At 71.1% G+C, this 22,727-nt stretch carries 23 protein-coding genes; all 23 read left to right on the forward strand.

Going from position 1 to position 22,727, the window contains the following annotated elements; translation table 11 throughout:
* Nucleotides 1-15: 15 nt before the first annotated feature.
* The 23 genes from alaS (at nucleotide 16) to rpoZ (ending at nucleotide 22,720) form a co-directional block, all read left to right on the forward strand.
* Complete coding sequence (gene alaS, locus HZF19_RS05780; RefSeq protein ID WP_208027806.1) at nucleotides 16-2,613, forward strand: alanine--tRNA ligase; 2,598 nt, start codon at nucleotides 16-18, stop codon at nucleotides 2,611-2,613.
* Nucleotides 2,610-3,041, forward strand: a complete 432-nt coding sequence (gene ruvX / locus HZF19_RS05785; RefSeq protein ID WP_208027807.1) for a Holliday junction resolvase RuvX — start codon at nucleotides 2,610-2,612, stop codon at nucleotides 3,039-3,041. Before alaS ends, ruvX begins: the two co-directional genes overlap by 4 nt.
* A complete protein-coding gene (mltG, locus tag HZF19_RS05790) occupies nucleotides 3,038-4,159 on the forward strand; it encodes an endolytic transglycosylase MltG (RefSeq protein ID WP_208027808.1) in 1,122 nt (373 codons plus the stop codon). Before ruvX ends, mltG begins: the two co-directional genes overlap by 4 nt.
* Entirely contained in the window at nucleotides 4,159-5,001 is an 843-nt protein-coding gene (locus tag HZF19_RS05795; RefSeq protein WP_208027809.1) for a shikimate dehydrogenase, read from the forward strand. The genes mltG and HZF19_RS05795 overlap by 1 nt, the downstream gene beginning before the upstream one ends.
* Before the next feature lie 115 nt (nucleotides 5,002-5,116).
* Complete coding sequence (locus HZF19_RS05800; protein WP_208027810.1) at nucleotides 5,117-6,160, forward strand: DUF4388 domain-containing protein; 1,044 nt, start codon at nucleotides 5,117-5,119, stop codon at nucleotides 6,158-6,160.
* Between the two features lie 127 nt (nucleotides 6,161-6,287).
* Nucleotides 6,288-6,974: a prepilin peptidase gene (locus tag HZF19_RS05805; protein WP_208027811.1), complete on the forward strand. Its 687-nt coding sequence runs from the start codon at nucleotides 6,288-6,290 to the stop codon at nucleotides 6,972-6,974.
* A 48-nt stretch (nucleotides 6,975-7,022) separates the two neighbouring features.
* Entirely contained in the window at nucleotides 7,023-8,264 is a 1,242-nt protein-coding gene (gene aroC / locus HZF19_RS05810) for a chorismate synthase (RefSeq protein ID WP_307781146.1), read from the forward strand.
* Nucleotides 8,261-8,776, forward strand: a complete 516-nt coding sequence (locus tag HZF19_RS05815) for a shikimate kinase (RefSeq protein WP_208027812.1) — start codon at nucleotides 8,261-8,263, stop codon at nucleotides 8,774-8,776. Before aroC ends, HZF19_RS05815 begins: the two co-directional genes overlap by 4 nt.
* On the forward strand, nucleotides 8,773-9,795 hold the full coding sequence (locus tag HZF19_RS05820; protein ID WP_307781147.1) for a 3-dehydroquinate synthase family protein: 1,023 nt from the start codon (nucleotides 8,773-8,775) through the stop codon (nucleotides 9,793-9,795). Before HZF19_RS05815 ends, HZF19_RS05820 begins: the two co-directional genes overlap by 4 nt.
* Nucleotides 9,792-10,235 carry a type II 3-dehydroquinate dehydratase gene (locus HZF19_RS05825; protein ID WP_208027813.1) on the forward strand — a complete coding sequence of 148 codons (444 nt, stop codon included), beginning with the start codon at nucleotides 9,792-9,794 and terminating at the stop codon, nucleotides 10,233-10,235. The genes HZF19_RS05820 and HZF19_RS05825 overlap by 4 nt, the downstream gene beginning before the upstream one ends.
* Before the next feature lie 41 nt (nucleotides 10,236-10,276).
* The gene (locus HZF19_RS05830) at nucleotides 10,277-11,356 is read left to right on the forward strand and encodes a M24 family metallopeptidase (protein ID WP_208027814.1); all 1,080 of its coding nucleotides are present in this window, start codon (nucleotides 10,277-10,279) and stop codon (nucleotides 11,354-11,356) included.
* A gap of 39 nt (nucleotides 11,357-11,395) precedes the next feature.
* Nucleotides 11,396-11,959: an elongation factor P gene (gene efp, locus HZF19_RS05835; protein ID WP_208027815.1), complete on the forward strand. Its 564-nt coding sequence runs from the start codon at nucleotides 11,396-11,398 to the stop codon at nucleotides 11,957-11,959.
* Nucleotides 11,956-12,375 (forward strand): transcription antitermination factor NusB, encoded by a 420-nt coding sequence (nusB, locus tag HZF19_RS05840; RefSeq protein WP_208027816.1) that lies wholly within the window; start codon nucleotides 11,956-11,958, stop codon nucleotides 12,373-12,375. The genes efp and nusB overlap by 4 nt, the downstream gene beginning before the upstream one ends.
* Nucleotides 12,376-12,576: 201 nt before the next feature.
* Nucleotides 12,577-13,077 (forward strand): bifunctional pyr operon transcriptional regulator/uracil phosphoribosyltransferase PyrR, encoded by a 501-nt coding sequence (gene pyrR / locus HZF19_RS05845; protein ID WP_208027866.1) that lies wholly within the window; start codon nucleotides 12,577-12,579, stop codon nucleotides 13,075-13,077.
* Entirely contained in the window at nucleotides 13,074-14,009 is a 936-nt protein-coding gene (locus HZF19_RS05850; protein ID WP_208027817.1) for an aspartate carbamoyltransferase catalytic subunit, read from the forward strand. Before pyrR ends, HZF19_RS05850 begins: the two co-directional genes overlap by 4 nt.
* Nucleotides 14,002-15,294 (forward strand): dihydroorotase, encoded by a 1,293-nt coding sequence (locus HZF19_RS05855; RefSeq protein ID WP_208027818.1) that lies wholly within the window; start codon nucleotides 14,002-14,004, stop codon nucleotides 15,292-15,294. Before HZF19_RS05850 ends, HZF19_RS05855 begins: the two co-directional genes overlap by 8 nt.
* Complete coding sequence (carA, locus tag HZF19_RS05860; RefSeq protein WP_208027819.1) at nucleotides 15,291-16,394, forward strand: glutamine-hydrolyzing carbamoyl-phosphate synthase small subunit; 1,104 nt, start codon at nucleotides 15,291-15,293, stop codon at nucleotides 16,392-16,394. The genes HZF19_RS05855 and carA overlap by 4 nt, the downstream gene beginning before the upstream one ends.
* Nucleotides 16,394-19,687, forward strand: coding sequence for a carbamoyl-phosphate synthase large subunit (gene carB, locus HZF19_RS05865; RefSeq protein ID WP_208027820.1), 3,294 nt, complete (start codon nucleotides 16,394-16,396; stop codon nucleotides 19,685-19,687). The genes carA and carB overlap by 1 nt, the downstream gene beginning before the upstream one ends.
* An 86-nt stretch (nucleotides 19,688-19,773) precedes the next feature.
* Nucleotides 19,774-20,712, forward strand: a complete 939-nt coding sequence (locus tag HZF19_RS05870; RefSeq protein WP_307781149.1) for a dihydroorotate dehydrogenase — start codon at nucleotides 19,774-19,776, stop codon at nucleotides 20,710-20,712.
* Nucleotides 20,702-21,436 (forward strand): orotidine-5'-phosphate decarboxylase, encoded by a 735-nt coding sequence (gene pyrF / locus HZF19_RS05875; protein WP_208027822.1) that lies wholly within the window; start codon nucleotides 20,702-20,704, stop codon nucleotides 21,434-21,436. The genes HZF19_RS05870 and pyrF overlap by 11 nt, the downstream gene beginning before the upstream one ends.
* A gap of 10 nt (nucleotides 21,437-21,446) precedes the next feature.
* Nucleotides 21,447-21,764 carry an integration host factor, actinobacterial type gene (gene mihF / locus HZF19_RS05880; RefSeq protein ID WP_208027823.1) on the forward strand — a complete coding sequence of 106 codons (318 nt, stop codon included), beginning with the start codon at nucleotides 21,447-21,449 and terminating at the stop codon, nucleotides 21,762-21,764.
* Between the two features lie 17 nt (nucleotides 21,765-21,781).
* Nucleotides 21,782-22,342 (forward strand): guanylate kinase, encoded by a 561-nt coding sequence (locus HZF19_RS05885; RefSeq protein WP_208027824.1) that lies wholly within the window; start codon nucleotides 21,782-21,784, stop codon nucleotides 22,340-22,342.
* 90 nt (nucleotides 22,343-22,432) lie between these two features.
* Entirely contained in the window at nucleotides 22,433-22,720 is a 288-nt protein-coding gene (gene rpoZ, locus HZF19_RS05890) for a DNA-directed RNA polymerase subunit omega (protein WP_208027825.1), read from the forward strand.
* Nucleotides 22,721-22,727 lie beyond the last annotated feature (7 nt).

A 22,727-nucleotide genomic window follows, 5' to 3' on the forward strand; every position in this document is an offset into this window, starting at 1 on the left:
TACGCTGGTCGGATCATGAACCGCATGACCGCGAACCAGCTTCGGCGGGCCTGGCTCGACTTCTTCGAGGAGCGCGGTCACACCGCGGTGCCGTCGTCGGGGCTGATCCCGCACCACCCGACCGCGCCGCTGTTCACCAACGCGGGGATGAACCAGTTCGTGCCGTACTTCCTCGGCGAGGAGACACCCCCCTATCGCCGGGCGGCCTCGGTGCAGAAATGCGTGCGCACGGGCGACATCGAGATCGTCGGAACCACGACCCGGCACCTCACCTTCTTCGAGATGCTGGGCAACTTCAGCTTCGGCGACTACTTCAAGGAAGGGGCCATCAAGCTGGCCTGGGAACTGTCGACCGAGGTGCTCGGGTTCGACGGTGACCGCATCTGGGCCACGGTGTACCTCGACGACGACGAGGCCGAGGAGATCTGGCACCACACGATCGGCCTGCCAGCCGAGCGGGTACAGCGCCTCGGCGAGGCTGACAACTTCTGGGAGATGCAGAAGGGCCAGCCCGGTCCATGCGGGCCGAACACCGAGCTCTACTACGACCGTGGCCCCGAGTACGGCCCGGAGGGCGGTCCGGCCAACGGCGGCGAGGAGCGGTACCTCGAGTTCTGGAACCTCGTGTTCATGCAGTACAACCGGCAACCCGACGGGTCGCTCACCGACCTGCCGAGTCGCAACGTCGACACCGGCGCGGGTTTCGACCGCAACCTCGCGTTGTTGCAGGGGGTCGACACCGTCTTCGAGACCGACGTGCTGCGGCCACTGCTGGCGTGCGCCGAGCGTCTCACCGGCCATCGGTACGCCAGCGACGAGCGCGCCGACGTGAGCTTGCGGATCATGGCCGACCATGCCCGCACGATCACCTTCCTGGTGAGCGACGGGGTGTTCCCGTCCAACGAGGGTCGTGGATACGTCCTGCGTCGCATCATCAGGCGTGCCGTGCGCCATGCCTACCTGCTCGGCGTCGAGGGGCTCGTCGCCCCCGACCTGGTCGACACGACCGTTGAGGTCATGGGCGAGGCGTACCCAGAGCTGGTGAAGAACCAGGGGTTCGTGCGCGACGTGGTGGTGCACGAGGAGGAGCGCTTTCGCCGGACCCTCGAGCAAGGCACCACGATCCTCGACGCTCAGCTCGATCAGCTGGGTGAGGGCGACGTGCTGCCGGGCTCGGTGGCGTTCGTGCTCCACGACACCCACGGCTTCCCACTCGAGCTCACCCAGGAGATCGCCGCCGAGCGGGGTGTGACGGTCGACGAGGAGGGCTTCGCGGCCGAGATGGCCGAGCAGCGCCGCCGGGCGAAGGAGGCTCGCAAGGCGGAGGGCGCCGACGAGCTGGCGGAGCGGTTCAGCGAGCTGCTGGAGCAGTTCGGTCCGACCGAGTTCACCGGTCGGGAGGAGTACGAGAGCAAGGCCCGGGTCCTGGCGGTGCTCGATGACGCCGACGGAGCGGTGAGCATCGTTCTCGATCGCACCCCCTTCTATGCCGAGGCCGGTGGCCAGGTGGGTGACACCGGCACCATCGTCTCCGAGACCGGTCGGGCGGAGGTTTTCGACACCGTGTACGGGGCGCCGGGGCTGGTCCGCCATCGCGCCCGGGTGGTCGAGGGGAAGCTCGACCCGGGACAGGAGGTTACGGCGTCGATCGACGGCGATCGGCGCGATGCCATCCGCCGCAACCACACCGCCACCCATCTGCTGCACTGGGCGCTGCGGGAGGTGCTCGGCGACCACGTCAAGCAGCAGGGCTCGTTGGTCGCGCCCGATCGGCTCCGGTTCGACTTCTCGCACTACGAGGCGCTCTCCGCCGAGGAGATCGCTCGGGTGGAGGACCTCGTGAACCGCGAGGTGCTGGCCAACCACCCGGTCCGCCACTACGAGACGACCAGGGAGCATGCCGAGCAGGTCGGTGCCATAGCGTTCTTCGGTGAGAAGTACGGCGACATCGTGCGTGTGCTCGAGGCGGGCCCTCACTCCACCGAGCTCTGTGGCGGCACCCACGTACGGGCGCTCGGTGACATCGGACCGATCAAGATCGTCTCGGAGGGTTCGATCGGCTCGAACATCCGTCGGATCGAGGCAATCTCCGGCTTCGGCCCCATCGATCGGCTCCGCCGGGAGGAGGCGTGCATCAACCGGGCCGCGCAGCTCCTGGGCGTCGCCGCGGACGACTTGGTCGAGGCCGTCGAGCGGCGGGTGGCGGAGGTCAAGGCGCTCCGGGACGAGCTCAAGGCTCTCAAACGCCAGGCGGCGACGGGACGTGCCGGGGAGCTCGCAGCGACCGCGGTCGACGGGATCGTGGTGGCCCGCGTCGACGGGCTCGACCGCGACGCGGTGCGCGACCTGGCCCTCGCCGTGCGGGACCAGCCCGGCATCCGAGGCGTGGTTCTCGGGAGCGCGCCGGAGGGCGGCGGGGTGGCGATGGTCTCCGCAGTGCGACCCGATTCGGGGTTGCACGCCTCGGAGCTCATCGCCGAGGCGGCCCGTACCATCAAGGGCGGTGCCGGCAAGCACGCGGAGCTGGCGGTCGCCGGGGGCAAGGACCCGTCCGCGCTCGACGCCGCGCTGGCCCAGGTCCGCGCCGCGGCCGGGCTGCCCACCGTGCCGTGAGGGTGCTCGCCCTCGATCTCGGGACCAAGCGGATCGGTGTCGCGGTGAGTGACCCGACCGGCACGCTGGCTTCACCGCTCGAGGTGCTGACCCGCTCCGGCGACCGAGCACGCGATCACCGGCGGATCGGGCAGCTGGTGGCCGACACGGGCGCCGAGCGGGTCGTGGTCGGGCTGCCCTTGTCGCTCGACGGCTCGGTCGGGCCCGCGGCCGCGGCGGTGCTCGAGGAGGTCGACGAGCTGGCCGCGGCGCTCGGGGTGCCGGTGGAGACCTACGATGAACGCTTGACCACGGTGACCGCTGATCGTGCGCTGAGCGAGCGAGGCCTGCGAGCCGAGGCCCGCCGGCGGGTGGTTGACAAGGCTGCGGCGACGGTGCTCCTGCAGGCCTGGCTCGACGGGCGACCCGGGGTGGAGCGCTCGACATGACCGACCTGACGACCGACCCGCCCTCCGGGGCCGAGCACGACGACGAGTACGTGGTGATCCCGCCCGAGAGCAGCCGGGCCCGCAAGGTGGCCTGGGTACTCGGTGGGATCGGCGCGTTCGCTGTGTTGGTGCTGCTGGTCGGGGGCATCTGGCTGATGCGCCAGATCGACCCTGCCGGTGCGGGTGAGGAGGTCACCATCTCCATCCCGAAAGGCAGCACGACCTCGCAGATCGCCAGCCTCCTCGAGCGGGAGGGTGTCGTCACGAACGCCACCGTCTTCCGCTACTACGTGCGATGGAAGGATGCCGGGCCCTTCCGGGCTGGCCTCTACGACGGTTTGCGGAAGCGATCGGCGATGGGTGACGTGGTGAGCCGGCTGGAGGCGGGACCGCTGCCACCGAAGTACACCGAGCTCCCCATCCCGGAGGGCTTCTGGCTCCAGGAGATCCGGGCCCGCATCCTCGAGACCTTCCCCCAGATGAGCGCGGCCGAACTCGACGTCGCGCTGGCCGATATCCGCTCCAGGTACCAGCCGCCGTCAGCCTCCCTCGAGGGCTTGCTGTTCCCCGCCACCTACCGGGTGGAGGAGGGCGACGAGCTCGACGAGCAGAAGTTGGTCCGCCAGATGGTCTCGACCTTCGAGGAGGTCGCCTCCGAGCTCGGGCTCGACCAGGCGACGCAGAAGCTGGAGGGCGTGGCGGGTGCCAGGCAGCTCACACCCTACGAGGTGGTGATCGTGGCGTCGATGGTCGAGGAGGAGGCGAAGGTCCCCGAGGACAAGCCGAAGATCGCCCGGGTGATCTACAACCGCCTGGCTGCCGGCATGCCGCTCGGCATCGACGCCACGGTGCTCTACGCGCTGGGCGAGCACAAGGAACAGCTCACCCGCTCGGACCTGCAGATCGACTCCCCCTACAACACCCGGCGGTTCCCCGGTCTGCCGCCCACCCCGATCGCCTCTCCCGGCCGGGAGTCGCTTGAGGCTGCGCTCAACCCCGCGGAGGGTCCGTGGCTCTACTACGTCCTCACCGACGAGGAGGGCCACCACTACTTCACGGACGACTACGACGACTTCCTGCGGGCCCAGCGCGATGCTCGGGCCCGAGGCCTGCTCTGATGCCGGTCGAGGTGTCGCCGAGCGGTACCACTCGGGTGGCTGCGGTGATCGGCGACCCGGTCCGGCACTCGCTGTCCCCCGTGATCTTCAACGCGGCCTTCCGTGCGCTGGCACTCGACTGGGTGTTCGTGGCCTTCGAGGTGGCCCGAGGCGACCATCGCCGGGCTCTCGACGGGGTGCGCGCGCTGGGCATCGACGGGTTGTCGGTGACGATGCCCCACAAGACGGCGGTCGCGGGCTGTGTCGACCGGCTCAGCGCCGAGGCGGCGGCCCTCGGTGCGGTGAACTGCGTGACCCGCGACGGGGCGGAGCTGGTGGGCCACAACACCGACGGCGCCGGGTTCGTGCAGGCCCTCGAAGCGGAGGCGGGCTTCGAGCCTGCCGGTCGGGTGTGCGCGGTGCTCGGCGCCGGTGGCGCGGCGCGGGCGGTGGTGCTGGCGCTGGCCCGAGCGGGGGCGGCGAAGGTCCTGGTCGTCAACCGCAGCGCGGAGCGGGGGCAGGCGGCGGCAGCCCTTGCGGGGGAGGCCGGGGTGCCGGCCGATCAACCTGCGCTGGCCGGCGCGGACCTGATCGTCAACGCCACCCCGGTGGGGATGGCAGACCAGCAGGGGCTGCCGCTGGACACCGGGCTGCTCCGCCCCGGTCAGGTGGTGGCGGACCTGATCTACGTGCCAGCGGAGACGCCGCTGCTGCGCGAGGCCCGGAACAGGGGCCTGGTGGCGGTCAACGGCGTCGGCATGCTGGTGCACCAGGCGGCGTTGCAGTTCGAGCAGTTCACGGGGCAGCCGCCGCCGCTCGAGGCGATGCGCGCTGCGGTGCGCGACCGCCTGGCGGCCGGGTGAGGCTTCCTGGCGACCCGCCGGCCAGGTCGCCTGTTCCCCTCGGTGGCCCGGTTCGCTAAGGTCGCCCGGCCGGCGGATCCGGGCCGAACCCTTCACTCGCAAGGCTCGGCTGCCGATGGGAGAACGATTCCGAACCGCCGACCCGGAGGTCACCGTGGCACTGCAGGGCACGATCGAGACCTTTGCCCTTCCTGATGTGATGCGCCTGCTGGCGTCGACCAAGAAGACCGGTCGTCTCCGGGTCGAGGGCAGCCGCGGCGAGGGGAGCGTGTGGGTCGACGGGGGGCAGATCGTGAGCGGCACCGCCACCGGCGCCCCTCGCGCCGGGAATGCCGTCGAGGTGATGTTCGAGCTGCTGCGGTTCCAGGACGGCAGCTTCGTCTTCGACGCCGACGAGGCACCCGCCGAGCGGTCCGACCCCGTAGAGGTCGAAGCCACCCTCGCCGAGGCGGAGAAGATGCTGGAGGAGTGGCGGGCGATCGAGGCTGTCGTGCCCTCCCTCGACGCCTGGGTCTCGCTCGCCGCGCTACTCCCGGGTGATTCGGTCACGCTGGACCGGGAGCGATGGGCGACCATCGTGGCCGTCGGGGGCGGCACGACCGTCGGCGGCCTGGCTGAAGCACTCGAGTTGAGCGACCTCGATGCCTGCCGGACGGTCAAGCAACTCGTCGAGGACGGGTTGGTGACCGTCGGGGAGGCGCCGGAGGGCGCCGAGGTCGGCGTGCCTCCGACCCTGCTCGCCGCTTCGGTGGAAGAGACGGTCGTGATCGAGGACGCGATCGGATCGGTCGATGACCGACTGGCATCGGCGGAGCCGGCCGGAGCCGAGGAGTTCACCCCCTTCGACCCGGACGCGCTGGTTATCGAGCGCGAGCCCCTCGTCGGCGCCGGTCCCACTCCGCCCGACTCGGAGCCGGCCGAGGAATCCACCGGTAGCCCCACGACCGTGGGCAGCGACGGGATCTCCGATCCCGGCGACGCGGCCGAGATCGCCCGGCAACTCGCCAACCTGAGCCCCCGAGCGGCCAAAGCGGTCGCCGCGGCCGCGAAGGCGACCACCCAGGAAGAGCGTGAGCGGGCGCTCGCCGAGGTCGACGACGAGGAAGACCCGATCAACCGCGAACTGCTCATCAAGTTCCTGGGTTCGGTCAACGGTTGAGCCTCCCATCCCGCTCGCTCCGCGCCGACCGCCCGGAGCAGCTTTCCTCACTGCCGGCGCGCCCGTCCCGGCCACGCACTGACCGATCCCCCGATCCGCTGGTGGGTGGCCGGTACGGTGAGCGCCCGTGATCGCCCGGCTCGTGCTCTGCGTGCTCGCCGCGCTCCCGGCTGGATGGTTCGCCGGCGTGCTCATCGACCGCGTGCCGGACCGGCTCCCGCTCACCCCGCTCCCGACCGTTCGGCTGACCGGCAAATACCTGTGGGTCCACGTCCTGATGATCGGGCTGTTCGTCCTGGCGGCCGTGCGGTTCGAGGACGCATCGCCAGGCGTCCTCGCCGGCTACCTCCTGCTGTTCGCGGTCTTGTTGACCGTGTCGGTCATCGACATCGAGCTCTACCGGCTGCCCGACCTCATCGTGCTGCCCACGCTGGCGGTCTCGGTGCTGCTCGTCGCGGTGGTGTCGATCGTGGACGGAGCGGCGGAGCAGATCCGGTACGCGCTGGTGGGGGCGGCGATGTACTTCGGCTTCCTGCTGCTCGCGCACCTCGTGTACCCGCGCGGGATGGGTTTCGGCGATGTGAAGCTGGCCGCGGTGATGGGCCTGTACGTGGGGTGGCTCGGCAGCAGCACCATGACGGCGATCGGGCTGGTGCTGTGGGCCATGTTGCTCGGCTTCATCGGCGGTGCGATCGTCGGCGTGGTCATGCTGGCCGTCCGGCGCAGGAGCCAGCCCATCCCGTTCGGGCCCTTCCTCGCGCTGGGCGCCATCATCGCCGTGCTGGCGAGCAGCTCACTGGTCTCGCCCGCGTAGCGGGCAACGGGCTTCGAGCGGGTGGTGGGCCACCGGTAGATTGAGCGGGTGCTCCGCTTCCTGACCGCCGGTGAGTCCCACGGTCGCGCCCTCGTGGTGGTGGTCGAGGGTCTCCCGGCGGGCCTGCCCATCACGGCCGAAGAGATCGCCTCGGAGTTGGCACGCCGCCGGCTGGGCTTCGGTCGGGGCCCCAGGATGCGCTTCGAGCAGGACGAGCTGGTCATCCTGGCGGGGATCCGCCACGGCCTCACCCTGGGCTCGCCGGTGGCCGTCGAGATCGCGAACAGCGAGTGGGAGCGCAAGTGGACCGAGGAGATGTCGCCCGCGCCCGGCCGCGCCACCCAGCCGCTCACCCGTCCCCGGCCCGGCCATGCCGATCTCGCCGGCATGCAGAAGTACGACTTCGTCGACGCCCGCAACGTCCTGGAGCGGGCGTCGGCGCGCGAAACCGCGGCGCGCGTCGCCGCAGGGGCCCTGGCCAAGGCGCTCCTGCGTCACCTGGGGATCGAGATCCTCTCACACGTCATCCAGCTCGGGCCGGTGACCGCCCAGGGTGCCCGCCCCGGCCCCGGCGACCTGGAACGGGTCGACGCGTCGCCCCTGCGCTGCTTCGACCCGGCAGCTGAGGCGGAGATGATCGCCGCGATCGAAGCCGCCCAGCGCGACGGCGACTCCCTCGGCGGAGTGGTGGAGGTCCTCGCCTACGGCGTGCCGGTGGGGCTCGGCAGCCACGTCCACTGGGATCGCAAGCTCGACGGGCTGCTCGGACAGGCCCTGCTGAGCATCCAGGCGGTGAAGGGGGTGGAGATCGGCGAGGGCTTCGACGTCGCTCGCCGGCGGGGCAGTGAGGCCCACGACGCGATCACCTGGGACGGCGAGGCGGGAACGTACGTGCGGCAGACCACCAGGGCCGGTGGCATCGAGGGCGGCATGTCGACGGGCGAGCTGATCGTGGCGCGAGCGGCGATGAAGCCGTTGGCCACCTTGAACCGCCCCACCTTGCAGACCGTCGATACTGCGACCAAGGCGGAAACGGTGTCGTTCAAGGAGCGCACCGACGTGACCGCCGTGCCCGCGATGGGAGTGGTGGCGGAGACGATGACCGCGCTGGTCCTGGCGAACGAGGTGACTCGCAAGTTCGGGGGCGACAGCCTGGGCGAGCTGGAGCGCAACGTGGCCGGCTACCGCGAACAGGTTCGCCTGGCGACCGAGCGGGTCGTCGACGTCGCGGCAGGCGGGGAGCCGCTCAACTGGGATGAGCGGGAGGCCTTCCCGGAGCCAGGCTCGTGAGCCATGTGGTGCTCATCGGCATGATGGGAGCGGGCAAGACCACGGTGGGGCGCCTGGTGGCGCGGCGTCTGGGTCGACCGTTCCACGACAGTGACGAGGCGGTCGAGGCGCGCACGGGCCGAACGATCGCCGAGCTCTTCGCCGAAGGCGGCGAGCCGGCGTTCCGGGCCGTGGAGGCGGAGGTGCTGCGCGACCTGCTCGCCACCGAGGAGCCGGCGGTGATCGCCGCGGCGGGAGGCACCGTGCTCGACGCCGGCAGCCGGGCCGCGCTGCGGGACGCCGGCACGGTCGTCTGGCTGCGCGCCGAGCCCGCGCTGCTCGCCGAGCGGGCGCGCACGGGCGATCACCGCCCCCTCGTGGCCGAGGACCCGGCCGGCATGGTGGCCAGGCTGGCCGGAGAGCGTTCCGGCCTGTACCAGCAGACCGCCCATGTGGTGGTCGACGTCGACCAGCTCGATGCAGACGAGGTGGCCGAGCAGGTGATCGCCGCGGTGGAGGAGGGCGCGCGGTGATCGTCGTCCCCGTGGCGCTGGGCGACCGCAGCTACGAGGTGCTCGTCGGTCCGGGCGTGCGGTCCTCGCTGGCGTCGGTCATCCCGGAGCGCAGCCGTCGGGTGGCCATCGTCACCCAGCCCGAGCTCCCGGTCGCGGTCGACCCCGGTCGTGAGCACCGGGTCTTCCTCATGGGTCAGGGCGAGGAGGCGAAGTCGCTCGCCACCGTCGAGCAGCTGTGCCGCGAGTTCAGCCGCTGGGGCCTCACCCGCGCCGACACGGTGGTCGCGCTGGGCGGAGGCCTGGTCACCGACACCGCGGGCTTCGCGGCCGCCGTGTACCACCGGGGCGTGGCGGTGGTACACGTGCCCACCACGCTCTTGGCGCAGATCGACGCCGCGGTCGGCGGGAAGACGGGGGTGAACCTGCCGGAGGGCAAGAACCTGGTCGGCGCGTTCTGGCAACCGCACGCCGTGCTGTGCGACACCGAGGTGCTGGCCACCCTGCCCGAGCGCGAGTACCGCAGCGGATTGGGTGAGCTGGCGAAGTACCACTTCCTCGGCGGTGGCCGCCTCGACGAGCTTCCGCTCGACGAGCGGGTGGCGTCGTGCGTGCGGATCAAGGCCGAGGTGGTCGGCAGCGACGAGCGGGAGGGGGGGAGGCGGGCGGTCCTCAACTACGGCCACACCCTCGCCCACGCGCTGGAGACCGCCGGGCATTACGACCTCCGGCACGGCGAAGCGGTGGCCATCGGGCTGGTCTACGCGGCCGAACTGGCCCGGGCTCTGGACCGTATCGACGACGAGCGGGTGGCCGAGCATCGGCGGGTGGTGAGCGCGTACGGGTTGCCGAGCATGCTGCCACCGGGAGTCGACCTCGATGAGCTGGTCGAGCTGATGGCCCGTGACAAGAAGGCGGTCTCGGGGCTGACCTTCGTGCTCGACGGGCCGAGGGGGGTCGAACCGGTCACCGGCATCGATCGCCCCGTGCTGGACCGGGCGTTCGAAGCGATCCGCGAGCGACGGGAGGAACCGGCGTGAGCCGCCCCACGATCCTGCTCCTGTCCGGACCCAACCTGAACCTGCTGGGTGAGCGCGATCCACGGCACTACGGCACCGCCACCCTCGACACCCTGGTCGGCCTGGCTCGGCAGTGCGCGGACCGCCACGGCTACGAGCTCGAGCACCTCCAGTCCAACCACGAGGGCGATCTCATCGACGCCATCCAGCGGGCCCGCGGCCGCTGTGCCGGCATCGTCATCAACGCCGGGGCGTTCACCCACTACGCCTGGGGGATCCACGACGCGCTGGCCGCCTTCGACGGGCCGGTGATCGAGCTGCACCTGTCCAACCCGTACGCCAGGGAGCCCTGGCGGCACGTCTCGGTGGTCGCCCCGGTGGCGGTGGGCACCATCGCGGGGTTCAAGGACGACGGGTACGTGCTGGCCATCGAGGCGATGGTCCGCATGCTGGGCCGGTGATGAGTCTCCCGGAGTCGACCCCGACGGGCGGGCTGCCTCCCATGGATGTCGCGTCCCGCTCGGAGCGGCTGCGGTCCCGGCTCGAGCAGCTGGGCTGTGACGGCTTGCTGGTCACCAACCTCGTGGACGTGCGCTACCTGACCGGCTTCACGGGCTCGGCCGGGCTGGTGCTCGTGACCGGCGATGAGCTGGTGGTCGTGACCGACGGTCGTTACGGCGAGCAGGCAGCCGAGCAGCTCCGGGCCGCGTCGGTCGAGGCGCGCCTGGAGGTCACCGGTACCGGGCAGCGGGAGGTGATGGCCGGTGCGGCCCGCGGCCTGCGCCGGCTCGGCCTGCAAGCCGACCACGTGACCTGGGCACAGCAGCGGGCCTTCGCACAAGAGTGGTTCCCGGGCACGGAGCTGGTGCCGACCGAGGGGCTCGTCGAAGAGCTACGGGCGGTCAAGGACGGCGGGGAGGTGGCGAGGCTCTCACGGGCTGCAGCGATCGCGGATCAGGCCTTGGCGACCGTCCGGGCGCGCCTGGGGGAGGCGCCGACCGAGCGAGAGTTCGCCTCGGAGCTCGAGTTCCAGATGCGCCGGCTCGGCGCCGACGGCCCGTCCTTCGAGACCATCGTGGCCTCGGGCCCGAACGGGGCGAAGCCGCACGCCCGCCCGTCCGATCGGGTCATCTCCGAAGGTGACCTGGTGGTCCTCGACTTCGGCGCGCTGGTCGACGGCTACCACTCCGACATGACCCGGACCGTTGCGGTGGGCGATCCCTCCGAGACGCAGCAGCGGATGCTCGAGGTAGTCACAGAGGCCCAGCAGCGGGGCGTCGACGCCGTGCGGGCCGGGGCGGCCGCCAACGAGGTCGACGCGGCCTGCCGGTCGGTGATCTCCGCTGCTGGATGGGCGGATGCCTTCCTGCACGGCACCGGGCACGGGGTGGGTCTGGAGATCCACGAGCGACCCCGGGTGGCGGCGACGAGCGATGCTACGCTCGACGCAGCGAACGTCGTCACCGTCGAGCCGGGCGTGTACCTCCCGGAGCACGGTGGGGTCCGCGTCGAGGACACCGTCGTGGTGCTCGAGGACGGCTGCCGACCCCTGACCCACTCGCCGAAGCACACCAGCGTGTGACGCGCACGGACCGATCACCTTCGGGTAGCGAGGAACGCCATGGCCACCATCACGACCAACGACCTCAAGAACGGGATGACCCTCGACCTCGATGACGGGCTGTTCGACGTCGTCGAGTTCCAGCACGTCAAGCCCGGCAAGGGCGGGGCGTTCGTGCGCACGACCCTGAAGAACGTCCGATCCGGTGCCGTGCTCGAGCGGACGTTCCGGGCCGGGGAGAAGGTCGAGCGGGCGATCATCGACAAGCGGGAGATGCAGTTCCTCTACCGCGAAGGCGACGACTACGTCTTCATGGACAACACCACCTACGAGCAGATGAACGTGGGCACGGCCGCTCTCGGCGACGCCACGAACTACCTGGTCGAAGGCTCGGCGGCCATCCTCAACCTCTACGGAGGCGAGATCGTCGGGGTCGACCTGCCGGCGGCGGTGGAGCTCACCGTCGCCGAGACGGAGCCCGGCATCCAGGGCGACCGGGTCTCCGGTGCACGCAAGCCCGCCACTCTCGAGACCGGGCTGGTCGTGCAGGTGCCGCTGTTCGTGAACCCCGGCGACCGGGTCAAGGTCGACACCCGCACCGGCGATTACCTCACCCGGGCGTGAGCGAGCCGCCCTACCGCGGGGGCGTCGGGAGCCGCCGCGAGGCGCGCGAGCGGGCACTCGAGCTGCTCTACGAAGCCGAGTCCAAAGGCCAGCCACCCGCGGTGGTGCTGCAGGCGCTGCCGGTCCCGCCGGAGGCGTTCACGGCCGAGCTGGTGAGGGGTGTCGGAGACCATCTGGCCGAGCTGGACGAGGTCATCGCCTCCTACGCCCGAGGCTGGGCGGTCGCCAGGATGCCGGCGCTCGACCGGGCGGTCCTGCGTCTCGGCGTGTTCGAGTTGCTCCACCGGCCCGACGTGCCGACCGGTGCGGTGATCTCGGAGGCGGTCGAGCTGGCGAAGCGGTTCTCCACCGAGGAGTCAGGCCGGTTCGTGAACGGGGTGCTCGCCACGATCGCCGCCGACGCCCGCCCGGCGTGACGGTGGCGCGAGCTGGCGCCCTCGGGCACCCGGACAGCCCGGTGGGGTGCCGGGGCGCGCCGAAGCGGTGCTAGGATGACGGCCTGACCGTGAAGCGGGTCCGGTGAGGCCCGAACGGACAGGAGGAGCCCGCGTGTGGCTGAGCGCGAACGCCGTCTGACGCCCCCGTTCGGGGGCGTTTTCGTTGCCCGGAAACAGGTCATGGACGCCGATGACGTCCAGCGGGCGGTCTGGCGGATGGCCCACGAGATCGTCGAGCGGAACCACGGGCTGGGCGACGTGGTGCTCGTCGGTCTGCAGACCGGCGGCGTGCCGCTCGCTCGTCGTCTGGCCGGAGCGCTCCAGCGGATCGAGGACGTCGAGGTACCGGTCGGCACCCTCGACGTGGCCTTCTACCGGGACGACATCGGGCTGCGGCCCGTGCTGCCCGAGGCGGTGACCGACATCCCGTTCGACCTCACCGGGCTGATCGTGGTGCTGGTCGACGACGTGCTCTTCACCGGCCGGACGATCCGCGCCGCGCTCGACGCGCTGACCGACTACGGCCGAGCCCGCGCGGTCCAGCTGGCGGTGATGGTGGACCGGGGTCATCGGGAGTTGCCCATCCGCCCGGACTTCGTCGGCAAGAACCTGCCCACCCGGCGCGATGAGGTCGTCGACGTGGGAGCCGACTCGGTCGAGCTCGGGGAGATGGTGAAGTGAGCCACCTGCTCTCGGTGGCCGATCTGGGGGCCCAGGGCATCGAGGAGATCCTGCGGCTCACCGATTCCTTCGTCGAGGTCAGCGAGCGGGCGATCCCGAAGGTCCCGGCGCTGCGAGGCAAGACGGTGGTCTCACTTTTCTACGAGGACTCGACCCGAACCCGGCTGTCGTTCGAGACCGCGGCGAAGCGTCTGGGCGCGGACACGATGACCTTCAGCGTGGGCACGTCGTCGGTGAAGAAGGGCGAGTCCGTGCGCGACACCGTGCAGACGATCGAAGCCATGGGGGTGGACGCCATCGTCGTGCGGCACGCCAGTGCGGGCGTCCCGTGGCAGATCGCCCGGTGGGCGTCCTCGGTGATCGTCAACGCCGGCGACGGATGGCACGAGCACCCGACCCAGGCCCTACTCGACTGCTACACGATCCGCCGGCGGCTCGGCTCCCTCCAGGGGCGGCGCATCGCGATCGTCGGCGACATCAAGCACAGCCGGGTGGCGCGCAGCGACGTGCTCGCGTTCACGATGCTCGGCGCCGAGGTGGTCCTGGTGGCGCCCCCCACGTTGTTACCACCGAGCCTCGAGGGATGGCCGGTGACCGTCGAACACGATCTCGACGAGACGCTCTCCAAGGTCGACGTCGTCTACCTGCTTCGCATGCAGCTCGAGCGCCAGCGAGAGGCCTTGCTCCCGTCACTGCGCGAGTACACCGCCCGCTACGGGCTCACCCCCCGGCGAGCCGAGCACCTGGGCGCGGACGCCATCGTCATGCATCCGGGGCCCATGAACCGCGGGGTGGAGATCGCGGCCGAGGTCGCCGACCTACCCAACGCGGTGATGGTGGATCAGGTCCGCAACGGCGTGGCCGTGCGCATGGCCGTGCTGTTCCTGCTGCTCGGCTCGGGCACCCAGCTGGAAGGAGTCGATCGTGGCTGAGGCGGCTGTGCTGGTGGTCACCGGCGGTCGGGTGGTCGATCGGGAGGGCGAGCGACCGGCCGACATCGCCGTGGGCGCCGACGGGCGGATCCTGGCCGTGGACCCGAGCATCGAGCCCGGCGGAGCCCAGGTGCTCGACGCCACCGGGTGCGTCGTGGCCCCCGGGCTGGTTGATCTCCACACGCACCTGCGGGAGCCGGGCAGGGAGGAGGCCGAGACGGTCGAGTCCGGCTCCCGGGCGGCCGCTCTCGGCGGATTCACCGCCGTGGTGGCCATGCCCAACACCGAGCCCACGGTCGACAACGCTGCGGTCGTCTCCCAGGTGCTCGATCTCGGCAAGCGGGGCCTGTGCGAGGTGTTCACCGCCGGGGCCATCACGGTGGGCCGCGAGGGGGAGCAACTGGCGCCGATGGGGGAGATGGCCGCGCTCGGGGTGCGCCTGTTCACCGACGACGGGCGCGGGGTGCAGGACGAGCGCCTGATGCGCAGGGCGCTCGAGTACGCGAGCGGTCTCGACGTGACGCTGGCCCAGCACTGCGAGGTCGAGTCACTCTCCCGAGGCGGCCACATGCACGAAGGCGCGTGGTCGTCGCGGCTCGGGATCCCGGGCATCCCCGCTCAGGCCGAGGAGCTGATGGTGAGCCGCGATCTGGCCCTGGTCGAGCTGACCGGTGCCCGGATGCACTTCCAGCACCTCTCGACCGCGGGATCGGTGGAGCTCGTGCGCGCTGCGAAGGCCAAGGGCCTACCCGTCACCGCCGAGGCATGCCCCCATCACTTCACCCTCACCCACGCCGCGCTCGCGGGCTACGACCCGGTCTTCAAGGTCAACCCACCCCTGCGTACCGACGGCGATGTGGCCGCGGTCAAGCGGGGCCTCGGCGACGGGACGATCGACGCCATCGCCACCGACCACGCGCCCCACACGCAGGAGACGAAGGAAGCTCCCTTCGACGAAGCTCCCTGCGGCATGGTCGGCCTCGAGACGGCGCTCGCGCTGGCGCTGACCGAGCTGGAGCTGCCGATCGAGCGGGTGCTCGCGCTCCTGTCATGGCAACCAGCGGCCATCGCCGGCATCGCCGACTCCCACGGCGGGCCGGTCGCGGTGGGCCGGCCGGCGAACCTCTGCGTGATCGACACCGGGGCATCGTGGGTGGTCGATCCCGCTCGCAGCGCCTCCCGGAGCCGCAACAACCCGTATGCCGGCCGCACCCTCACCGGGAAGGTGCGCCACACCGTGCTGTGGGGCGAGCCGGTCGTGGTGGAGGGGGAGGCACAACGATGACCGTGCAGGAGGCGCTCCTGGTGCTCGCGGACGGCACGACCTTCGAAGGCGAAGCTATCGGGGCCCAACCACCATCCGGTGTCACCGGCGGGGAGGTGGTGTTCAACACCGTGCTCACGGGCTACCAGGAGGTGATCACCGACCCGTCCTACGCCGGGCAGATCATCACCTTCACCTACCCCCACATCGGCAACTACGGCGTGGCCGAGCACGACAACGAGTCCCGCCGCCCGCACTGCCGAGGCGTGGTCATCCGGGACCTGGCTCGCCGTCGCAGCAACTGGCGCAGCGATGACGATCTCGACGGCTTCCTCCGCCGGAACGGGATCGCCGGGATCGCCGGGATCGACACCCGGCGGCTCACTCGCCACATCCGCGAGGCGGGCGCGATGCCCGGTGCCTTCGGCACCGCGGACCAGGCTACCCTGGCCCGGGCGGCGGCGGAGGAGCCGGGCACCGACGGGCGGGACCTCGTGCGCGAGGTCACCTGTGCGGAGCCGTACACCTTCTCATCGCCGAGCGCCGCCCGGGGGAGCCGGTCGAAGCGGGTCGTTGCCTACGACCTCGGCATCAAGACCACGATCCTGCGGCACCTCGGGGAGATCGCCACGGTCGAGGTGGTCCCCGCCTCCACCCCGGCCGAGGCGGTGCTCGAGCGCGCCCCGGACGGGGTGTTCCTCTCGAACGGTCCGGGTGACCCCTCGGCCGTGGCCGGTGTGGCCGGCAGTGTGGGCGAGCTTCTCGGGAAGCTGCCGATCTTCGGGATCTGCCTGGGCCACCAGTTGCTCGCCACCGCGATCGGTGGTCGCACCTACAAGTTGCCCTTCGGCCACCACGGCGGGAACCACCCGGTTCGCCGGCTGCGTACGGGTGCGGTGGAGATCACGAGCCAGAACCACAACTACGCGGTCGACGAGGACTCGATCGCATCGGTGGCGGACGTCACCCACCGGAACCTCAACGATGGCGTCGTGGAGGGCATCCGGGTCCGGGACGTGCCGGCGTTCGGGGTGCAGTACCACCCGGAAGCCGGTCCGGGCCCGCACGACGCCAGGTACCTGTTCGCGCTGTTCGACGAGCTGATGGAGGAGCACCGCTAGTGCCGCGCCGGGATGACCTCGAGACCATCATGGTGATCGGCTCGGGACCGATCGTGATCGGCCAGGCCTGCGAGTTCGACTACTCGGGGACGCAGGCCTGCCGGGTGCTCCGGGACGAGGGCTACCGGGTGGTGCTCGCCAACTCGAACCCGGCGACGATCATGACCGACCCCGACTTCGCGGACGCCACGTACGTCGAGCCACTCGACGCGGGCATCCTGGCCAGGATCATCGAGCGCGAGCGCCCGGACGCCGTGCTGCCGACGCTCGGGGGCCAGACGGCGCTGAACCTGGCCATGGAGCTCGCCCAGGGCGGCGTGCTCGACGACTTCGGCGTCGAGCTGATCGGTGCGAACGCCGAGGCCATCGAAACCGCGGAGGACCGCGAGCGGTTCAAGGTCGCGATGGGGGAGATCGGCCTCGCCACGCCGGCATCGGGCATCGCCCACACCCTCGACGAGGCGATGGAGGTGGTCGAGCGCATCGGCCTGCCGGTGGTGGTGCGACCGGCGTTCATCCTGGGCGGGAGGGGTACGGGCATCGCGGGCACCCCGGAGCAGTTCCGCACCATCGCCCGGCGGGGTCTGGAGGCGAGCCCGATCTCGGAGATCCTGATCGAGAAGTCCATCGCCGGCTGGAAGGAATACGAGCTGGAGGTGATGCGCGATCGGGCGGACAACTGCGTGATCGTCTGCTCGATCGAGAACCTCGATCCGATGGGCGTGCACACCGGTGACTCGATCACCGTCGCGCCCGCTCAGACGCTCTCCGACGTGGAGTACCAGGCCATGCGCGACGCGGCGTTCGCCTGCATCCGTCGGGTGGGTGTGGAGACCGGCGGTTCGAACGTGCAGTTCGCCCTCGACCCCTCCAACGGCGACATGGTCATCATCGAGATGAACCCTAGGGTGAGCCGGTCCTCGGCGCTGGCCTCCAAGGCCACCGGCTTCCCGATCGCCAAGATCGCCGCCCGGCTGGCGGTGGGCTACACGCTCGACGAGATCCCCAACGACATCACCCGCAAGACACCCGCCAGCTTCGAGCCCACCATCGACTACGTGGTCACGAAGATCCCGCGCTGGGCGTTCGAGAAGTTCCCCGACACCCCAGGCGTGCTGGGCACGCAGATGCAGTCCGTGGGTGAAGCCATGGCGATCGGCCGCACCTTCCCCGAGTCCCTCCAGAAGGGGCTGCGCTCGCTCGAGCAGGGGCGCTTCGGACTGAACTGCGACCCGGCAGAGCGGCTCCTCGACGCGCTCAGCGAGGCGGAGCTGCTCGAGCAGGCGGCGATCGCCACCCCCGACCGGCCCTTCCAGCTCGAGGCGCTGTTACGCCGGGGGGTCAGCGTCGAGCGGGTGCACGAGGCCACCAAGGTCGACCCTTGGTTCCTCGACCAGATGCTGCTCATCGTGGAGGAGCGAGCCCACCTCGCGCAGGTGGGGTTCGAGGCCCTGACGAAGGCGGACTGGCGCCGAGCGAAGCGGCTCGGGTTCTCCGACGCGCAGCTCGCCTACCTGTGGGGCGTGGAGGAGGCACAGGTGCGGGCCCGCCGCCTCGCCCTCGGGGTTGCACCGACGTTCAAGACCGTCGATACCTGCGGTGCGGAGTTCGCTGCCGACACCCCGTACCACTACTCCACCTATGAGGACGAAGACGAGGTTCGCGAGAGCGACCGGCCCAAGGTGATGATCCTCGGGTCCGGTCCCAACCGCATCGGTCAGGGCATCGAGTTCGACTACTGCTGCGTGCACGCCAGCTTCGCCCTCCGCGACGCCGGCTACGAGACCATCATGGTGAACTGCAATCCCGAGACGGTCTCCACCGATTACGACAGCAGCGACCGCTTGTACTTCGAGCCGCTCACCCACGAGGACGTCATGAACGTGATCGAGGCCGAGCGGCCGGTGGGGGTGGTGGTGAGCCTCGGTGGGCAGACCCCGCTCAAGCTGGCGAACACCCTGCCGCCTGAGCTCGTTCGTGGCACCAGCCCGGCGTCCATCGACGTGGCGGAGGACCGGGAGCGCTGGAACGCCCTGTGCGCTCAGCTCGAGATCCCCCAGCCGGCGGGTGGGACGGCCACGTCCTTCGACCAGGCGCTCGCGGTCGTCGAGCGGGTGGGCTACCCGGTGCTGGTCCGGCCCTCCTACGTGCTGGGGGGCCGGGCCATGGAGATCGTCTACGACGACGAGGGCCTGCGGCGGGCGATGGAGGAGCTGGCGGGCTTCGGCAGCCTTGGCCGGGAGGGTGGCCTGTCGGCCGAGCGACCCGTGCTCGTCGACCGCTTCCTCGAAGACGCCACCGAGGTCGACGTCGACGCCGTCCGGGACCACGCCGGCGGCTTCCTCATCGGCGGGGTGATGGAGCACGTGGAGGAAGCTGGCGTCCACAGCGGTGACAGCGCCTGCACGATGCCCCCGCACTCGCTGTCGGCCGAGACCCTCGCGGTCCTCGAGGACTACACCGCGCGGATCGCCGACGCGCTCGACGTTCGCGGCCTCATCAACGTCCAGTACGCGGTGAAGGCCAACCAGGTGTTCGTCATCGAGGCCAACCCCAGGGCGTCGCGCACCGTGCCGTTCGTGGCCAAGGCCACCGGTGTGCCACTGGCCAAGATCGCCGCCAGGGTCATGCTCGGTACCACACTGGCCGAGCTGCGGCGGGAGGGCCTGCTCGTCGATCCCGCTCCGGGAGGTCACTTCGCGGTCAAGGAGGCGGTGCTCCCCTGGAGCCGATTCCCGGAGGTCGACGCCGTGCTCGGGCCGGAGATGCGCTCGACCGGGGAGGTCATGGGCATCGACGCCACGTTCGGTCTGGCCTTCGTCAAGAGCCAGCTCGCGGCCGGTACCCGGTTGCCCGAGGGCGGCACGGTGTTCCTCTCGCTCGCCGACCGCGACAAACCCGTCGGGGTGCGTGCCGCGGAGCGCTTCGTCGAGATGGGCTTCTCGATCGCGGCCACGTCGGGCACCGCGGCGTTCTTGGAGGAGCACGGCATCGAGGTCGCCACGGTGGTGGCGAAGCTCGGCGACCCGAACGGTCACGACGCCGTCGAGCTGATCGCCAGCGGCAAGGTGGACCTGGTGATCAACAGCCCCCGCGGTCGCGGGCCCCGCGCCGACGGTGCCCACATCCGGGCCGCGGCGGGGGCGCACGGGGTGCCGCTGCTGACCACCGGCGCAGCGGGCCTGGCGGCGGCCAACGGCATCGCGGACTGGGCTCACCACGAGGTGCGGGTTCACAGCCTGCAGGAGTACCACCGAGGCTCGGCGGACGACCAGCTGAGCCTGCCCCTATGACCCCGACTCATCGCCACCGAGGTTCCGCGAGCCTCCCCGGCCGGCAGAGACGAGCCCGTTCGGGTCGGGAGACCGGCGTCCGGCCGGTGGATCTGTCCACCACGGTGGGGTCGGTGGCGCTGCGCAACCCGGTGATGACCGCATCGGGCACGGCCGGCCACGGCGACGAGCTGGCGAGCTACGTCGACCTGGCGACGCTGGGGGCGGTGGTGGTGAAGTCGCTGTCGGCCGACCCCTGGCCCGGCAACCCCCCGCCGCGGGTGCACGAGACCACGGCGGGGATGATCAACAGCGTGGGTCTCCAGGGCCCCGGCGTGGCGCAGTGGCTGGCGTGCGAGCTGCCGCCGTTGCTCGCCACCGGTGCCGACGTGGTGGTCAGCATCTGGGGGCGCACGGTCGAGGACTACGCGGCGGCAGCAGAGGCCTTGGCGGACGCACCGCCCGAGGTGGTGGCCGTGGAGGTCAACCTGTCCTGCCCGAACCTGCACCACCACCCGGACGGGGCTCCGTCAGCTGGGACCGAGATGTTCGCCCAGAGCGCTTCGGCGGCCGCGGCCGCGGTCCGGGCCAGCAGGGCGTGCGGCCGTCCGCGGTGGGCCAAGCTCACCGCCAGCGTGACCAGCCTCGTGCCGATCGCGGCGTCGGTTCGCGAAGCCGGCGCCGAGGCGGTGACGCTCATCAACACCCTGCCCGCCATGAGCATCGATCCCGAGACGCGGCGCCCCCGGTTGGGCGGTGGCGGGGGAGGGCTCTCGGGGCCAGCCATCCACCCCGTGGCCGTGCGTGCCGTCTTCGACGTGCATGCCGCGATTCCGGACCTGCCGATCGTCGGTGTGGGTGGCGTGGCGACGGGCACGGATGCCGTCGAGCTGCTCCTGGCTGGCGCCTCGGCGGTGCAGGTGGGCACCTCGACGTTCGCCGATCCGCGAGCGCCGGGAGCGGTCCTGGCGGAGCTGGTGGCGTGGTGCGAGCAGCGCGGGGTGAGCGCGGTACGAGAGTTGATCGGAGGAGCACATGGGAGCTGACCCGAACCCCGAGTGGATGCCCGACGGTGCGGACGACCAGGTGCGGGCACGCCTCGCCCTGGCCCTCGACGTCGACGACCTGGTCGAGGCCCAGCGCCTCGGTCAGCTCCTACGGCCCTGGTTCGGCGTGGCCAAGATCGGCCTCGAGCTGTACAGCGCCGCGGGACCGGAGGCCATCGGGAGCCTGGCGGATGCAGGGTTCGAGGTCTTCGTCGACCTCAAGCTGCTCGACATCCCGACCACCGTCCACAAGGCGGCCCGGGTGCTCGGATCCCTCGGCGCCCGCTACCTGACCCTGCATGCCCGGGGCGACGTCCCCATGCTGCGCGCCGGGGTCGAAGGCCTGCACGAAGGAGCTGCCGCCGCGGGCCTGCCGGCCCCGGACGCGCTGGCCGTGACGGTGCTGACCAGTGACGACTCGGCCCCACCGCACGTGGTCCCGCACCGCATCGCGCTGGCGGTCGAATCGGGCTGCGGGGGGATCGTCTGCGCGGCCAGCGACGTCCGTGACGCCAAGGAGCTGGCCCCGCGCCTGAAGGCGGTCGTTCCCGGGATCCGCCTTGCCGGCACGCCCGCGCACGACCAGGTTCGCTCGGCCACGCCCGCCGGGGCGATCGCCGCCGGCGCCGACCTCCTCGTGATCGGACGGGCCGTGACCCAGGCGGACGATCCGCCCGCGACCGCGGCGGCGGTCGCCGCGGAGGTGCTGGGTGCGTCGCGCTAGGGTCGCTCCCATGCCGCTCCCACCGTCACTCTCCGATGAACAACGGCAGGCCGCGCTGGCCAAGGCAGCTGAAGTGCGCCGGGCCCGGGCCGAGCTCAAGGAGAAGCTCAAGATGGGCTCGATCACCCTCCGCGACGTGCTCGCGCAGGGGGAACACGACGAGACGATCGGGAGGATGAAGGTGCTCGCGGTCCTGGAGTCGCTCCCCGGGGTGGGGAAGGTCAAGGCACGTCGGACGATGGAGCACATCGGCATCGACGAGTCCCGCCGCGTGCGTGGCCTGGGTGACAAGCAACGCGAGGCGCTGATCGAAGCCTTCGGCGCCTGATCCGTCGCCGCCGCGTCATGATCATCGTCGTCTCGGGCCCCGGCGGCGTCGGCAAGGGCACCGTGGTGCGCAAGCTCGTCGAGCGCGACCCTGCGCTGTGGTTGAGCCGGTCCTGGACGACCCGGCCCCGCCGGCCCGGCGAGCCCGCGGATGCCTACGTCTTCGTGGACGAGCCCACCTTCCGCCGCCGGGTGGCCGAGGGCGGGTTCCTCGAGCATGCCGAGTTCCTCGGCCATCTCTACGGCACGCCGGTGCCCGATGAGCTGCCTGCGGGCCACGACCTGGTGCTCGAGATCGACGTGCAGGGGGCGGAGCAGGTGCGGGCCCGCTCGCCCGAGGCCCTGCTGGTGCTGCTGGTCGCCCCTTCCCCCGAGGAGCAGGCAGCTCGGCTGATCGGGCGTGGCGACTCGCCCGATCAGGTCGAGCGCCGGCTGGCCAAGGCCGGCGAGGAGATCGCCGTCGCCCGTCGCCTGGGGGCGATCGAGGTGGTCAACGACCGCCTCGAGGACACCGTGGCCCGGCTCGAAGAACTGATCCGCCAGGCCCGGGCGGGTGGCCGGCCGGGCCTGGCACCGTGATCACGGCCTCCGGGGCACGGAGCCCTGGTGGGGCGCCTGCTGCTAGGATCATCAGTCGCTCTACGCCCGCCTGCACGAACGGGAGACGCCATGGCGCAGGTCCACGACTCCATGATGACCCCTCGCATCGAGGACCTCATGTCCAAGGTCGACTCGAAGTTCAAGCTCGTCACCCTGGCGGCGTTGCGCGCTCGGCAGATCAACTCGTACTTCGGTCAACTGGGTGAGGGGCTCGGCGCGAGCATTCCTCCGCAGGTCACCTCGGTCGCCCGGAAGCCGCTTTCCATCGCCTTCGAGGAGATCGCCGCGGACAAGATCACGGCCGAGCCCCTGCCGGACGAGACCGAGGCCGACACCGAGGCCGCACCCGCCGAGTAGGCGGGCC

This window comes from Rhabdothermincola sediminis (assembly GCF_014805525.1).
Taxonomy (GTDB): domain Bacteria; phylum Actinomycetota; class Acidimicrobiia; order Acidimicrobiales; family Acidimicrobilacustridaceae; genus Rhabdothermincola; species Rhabdothermincola sediminis.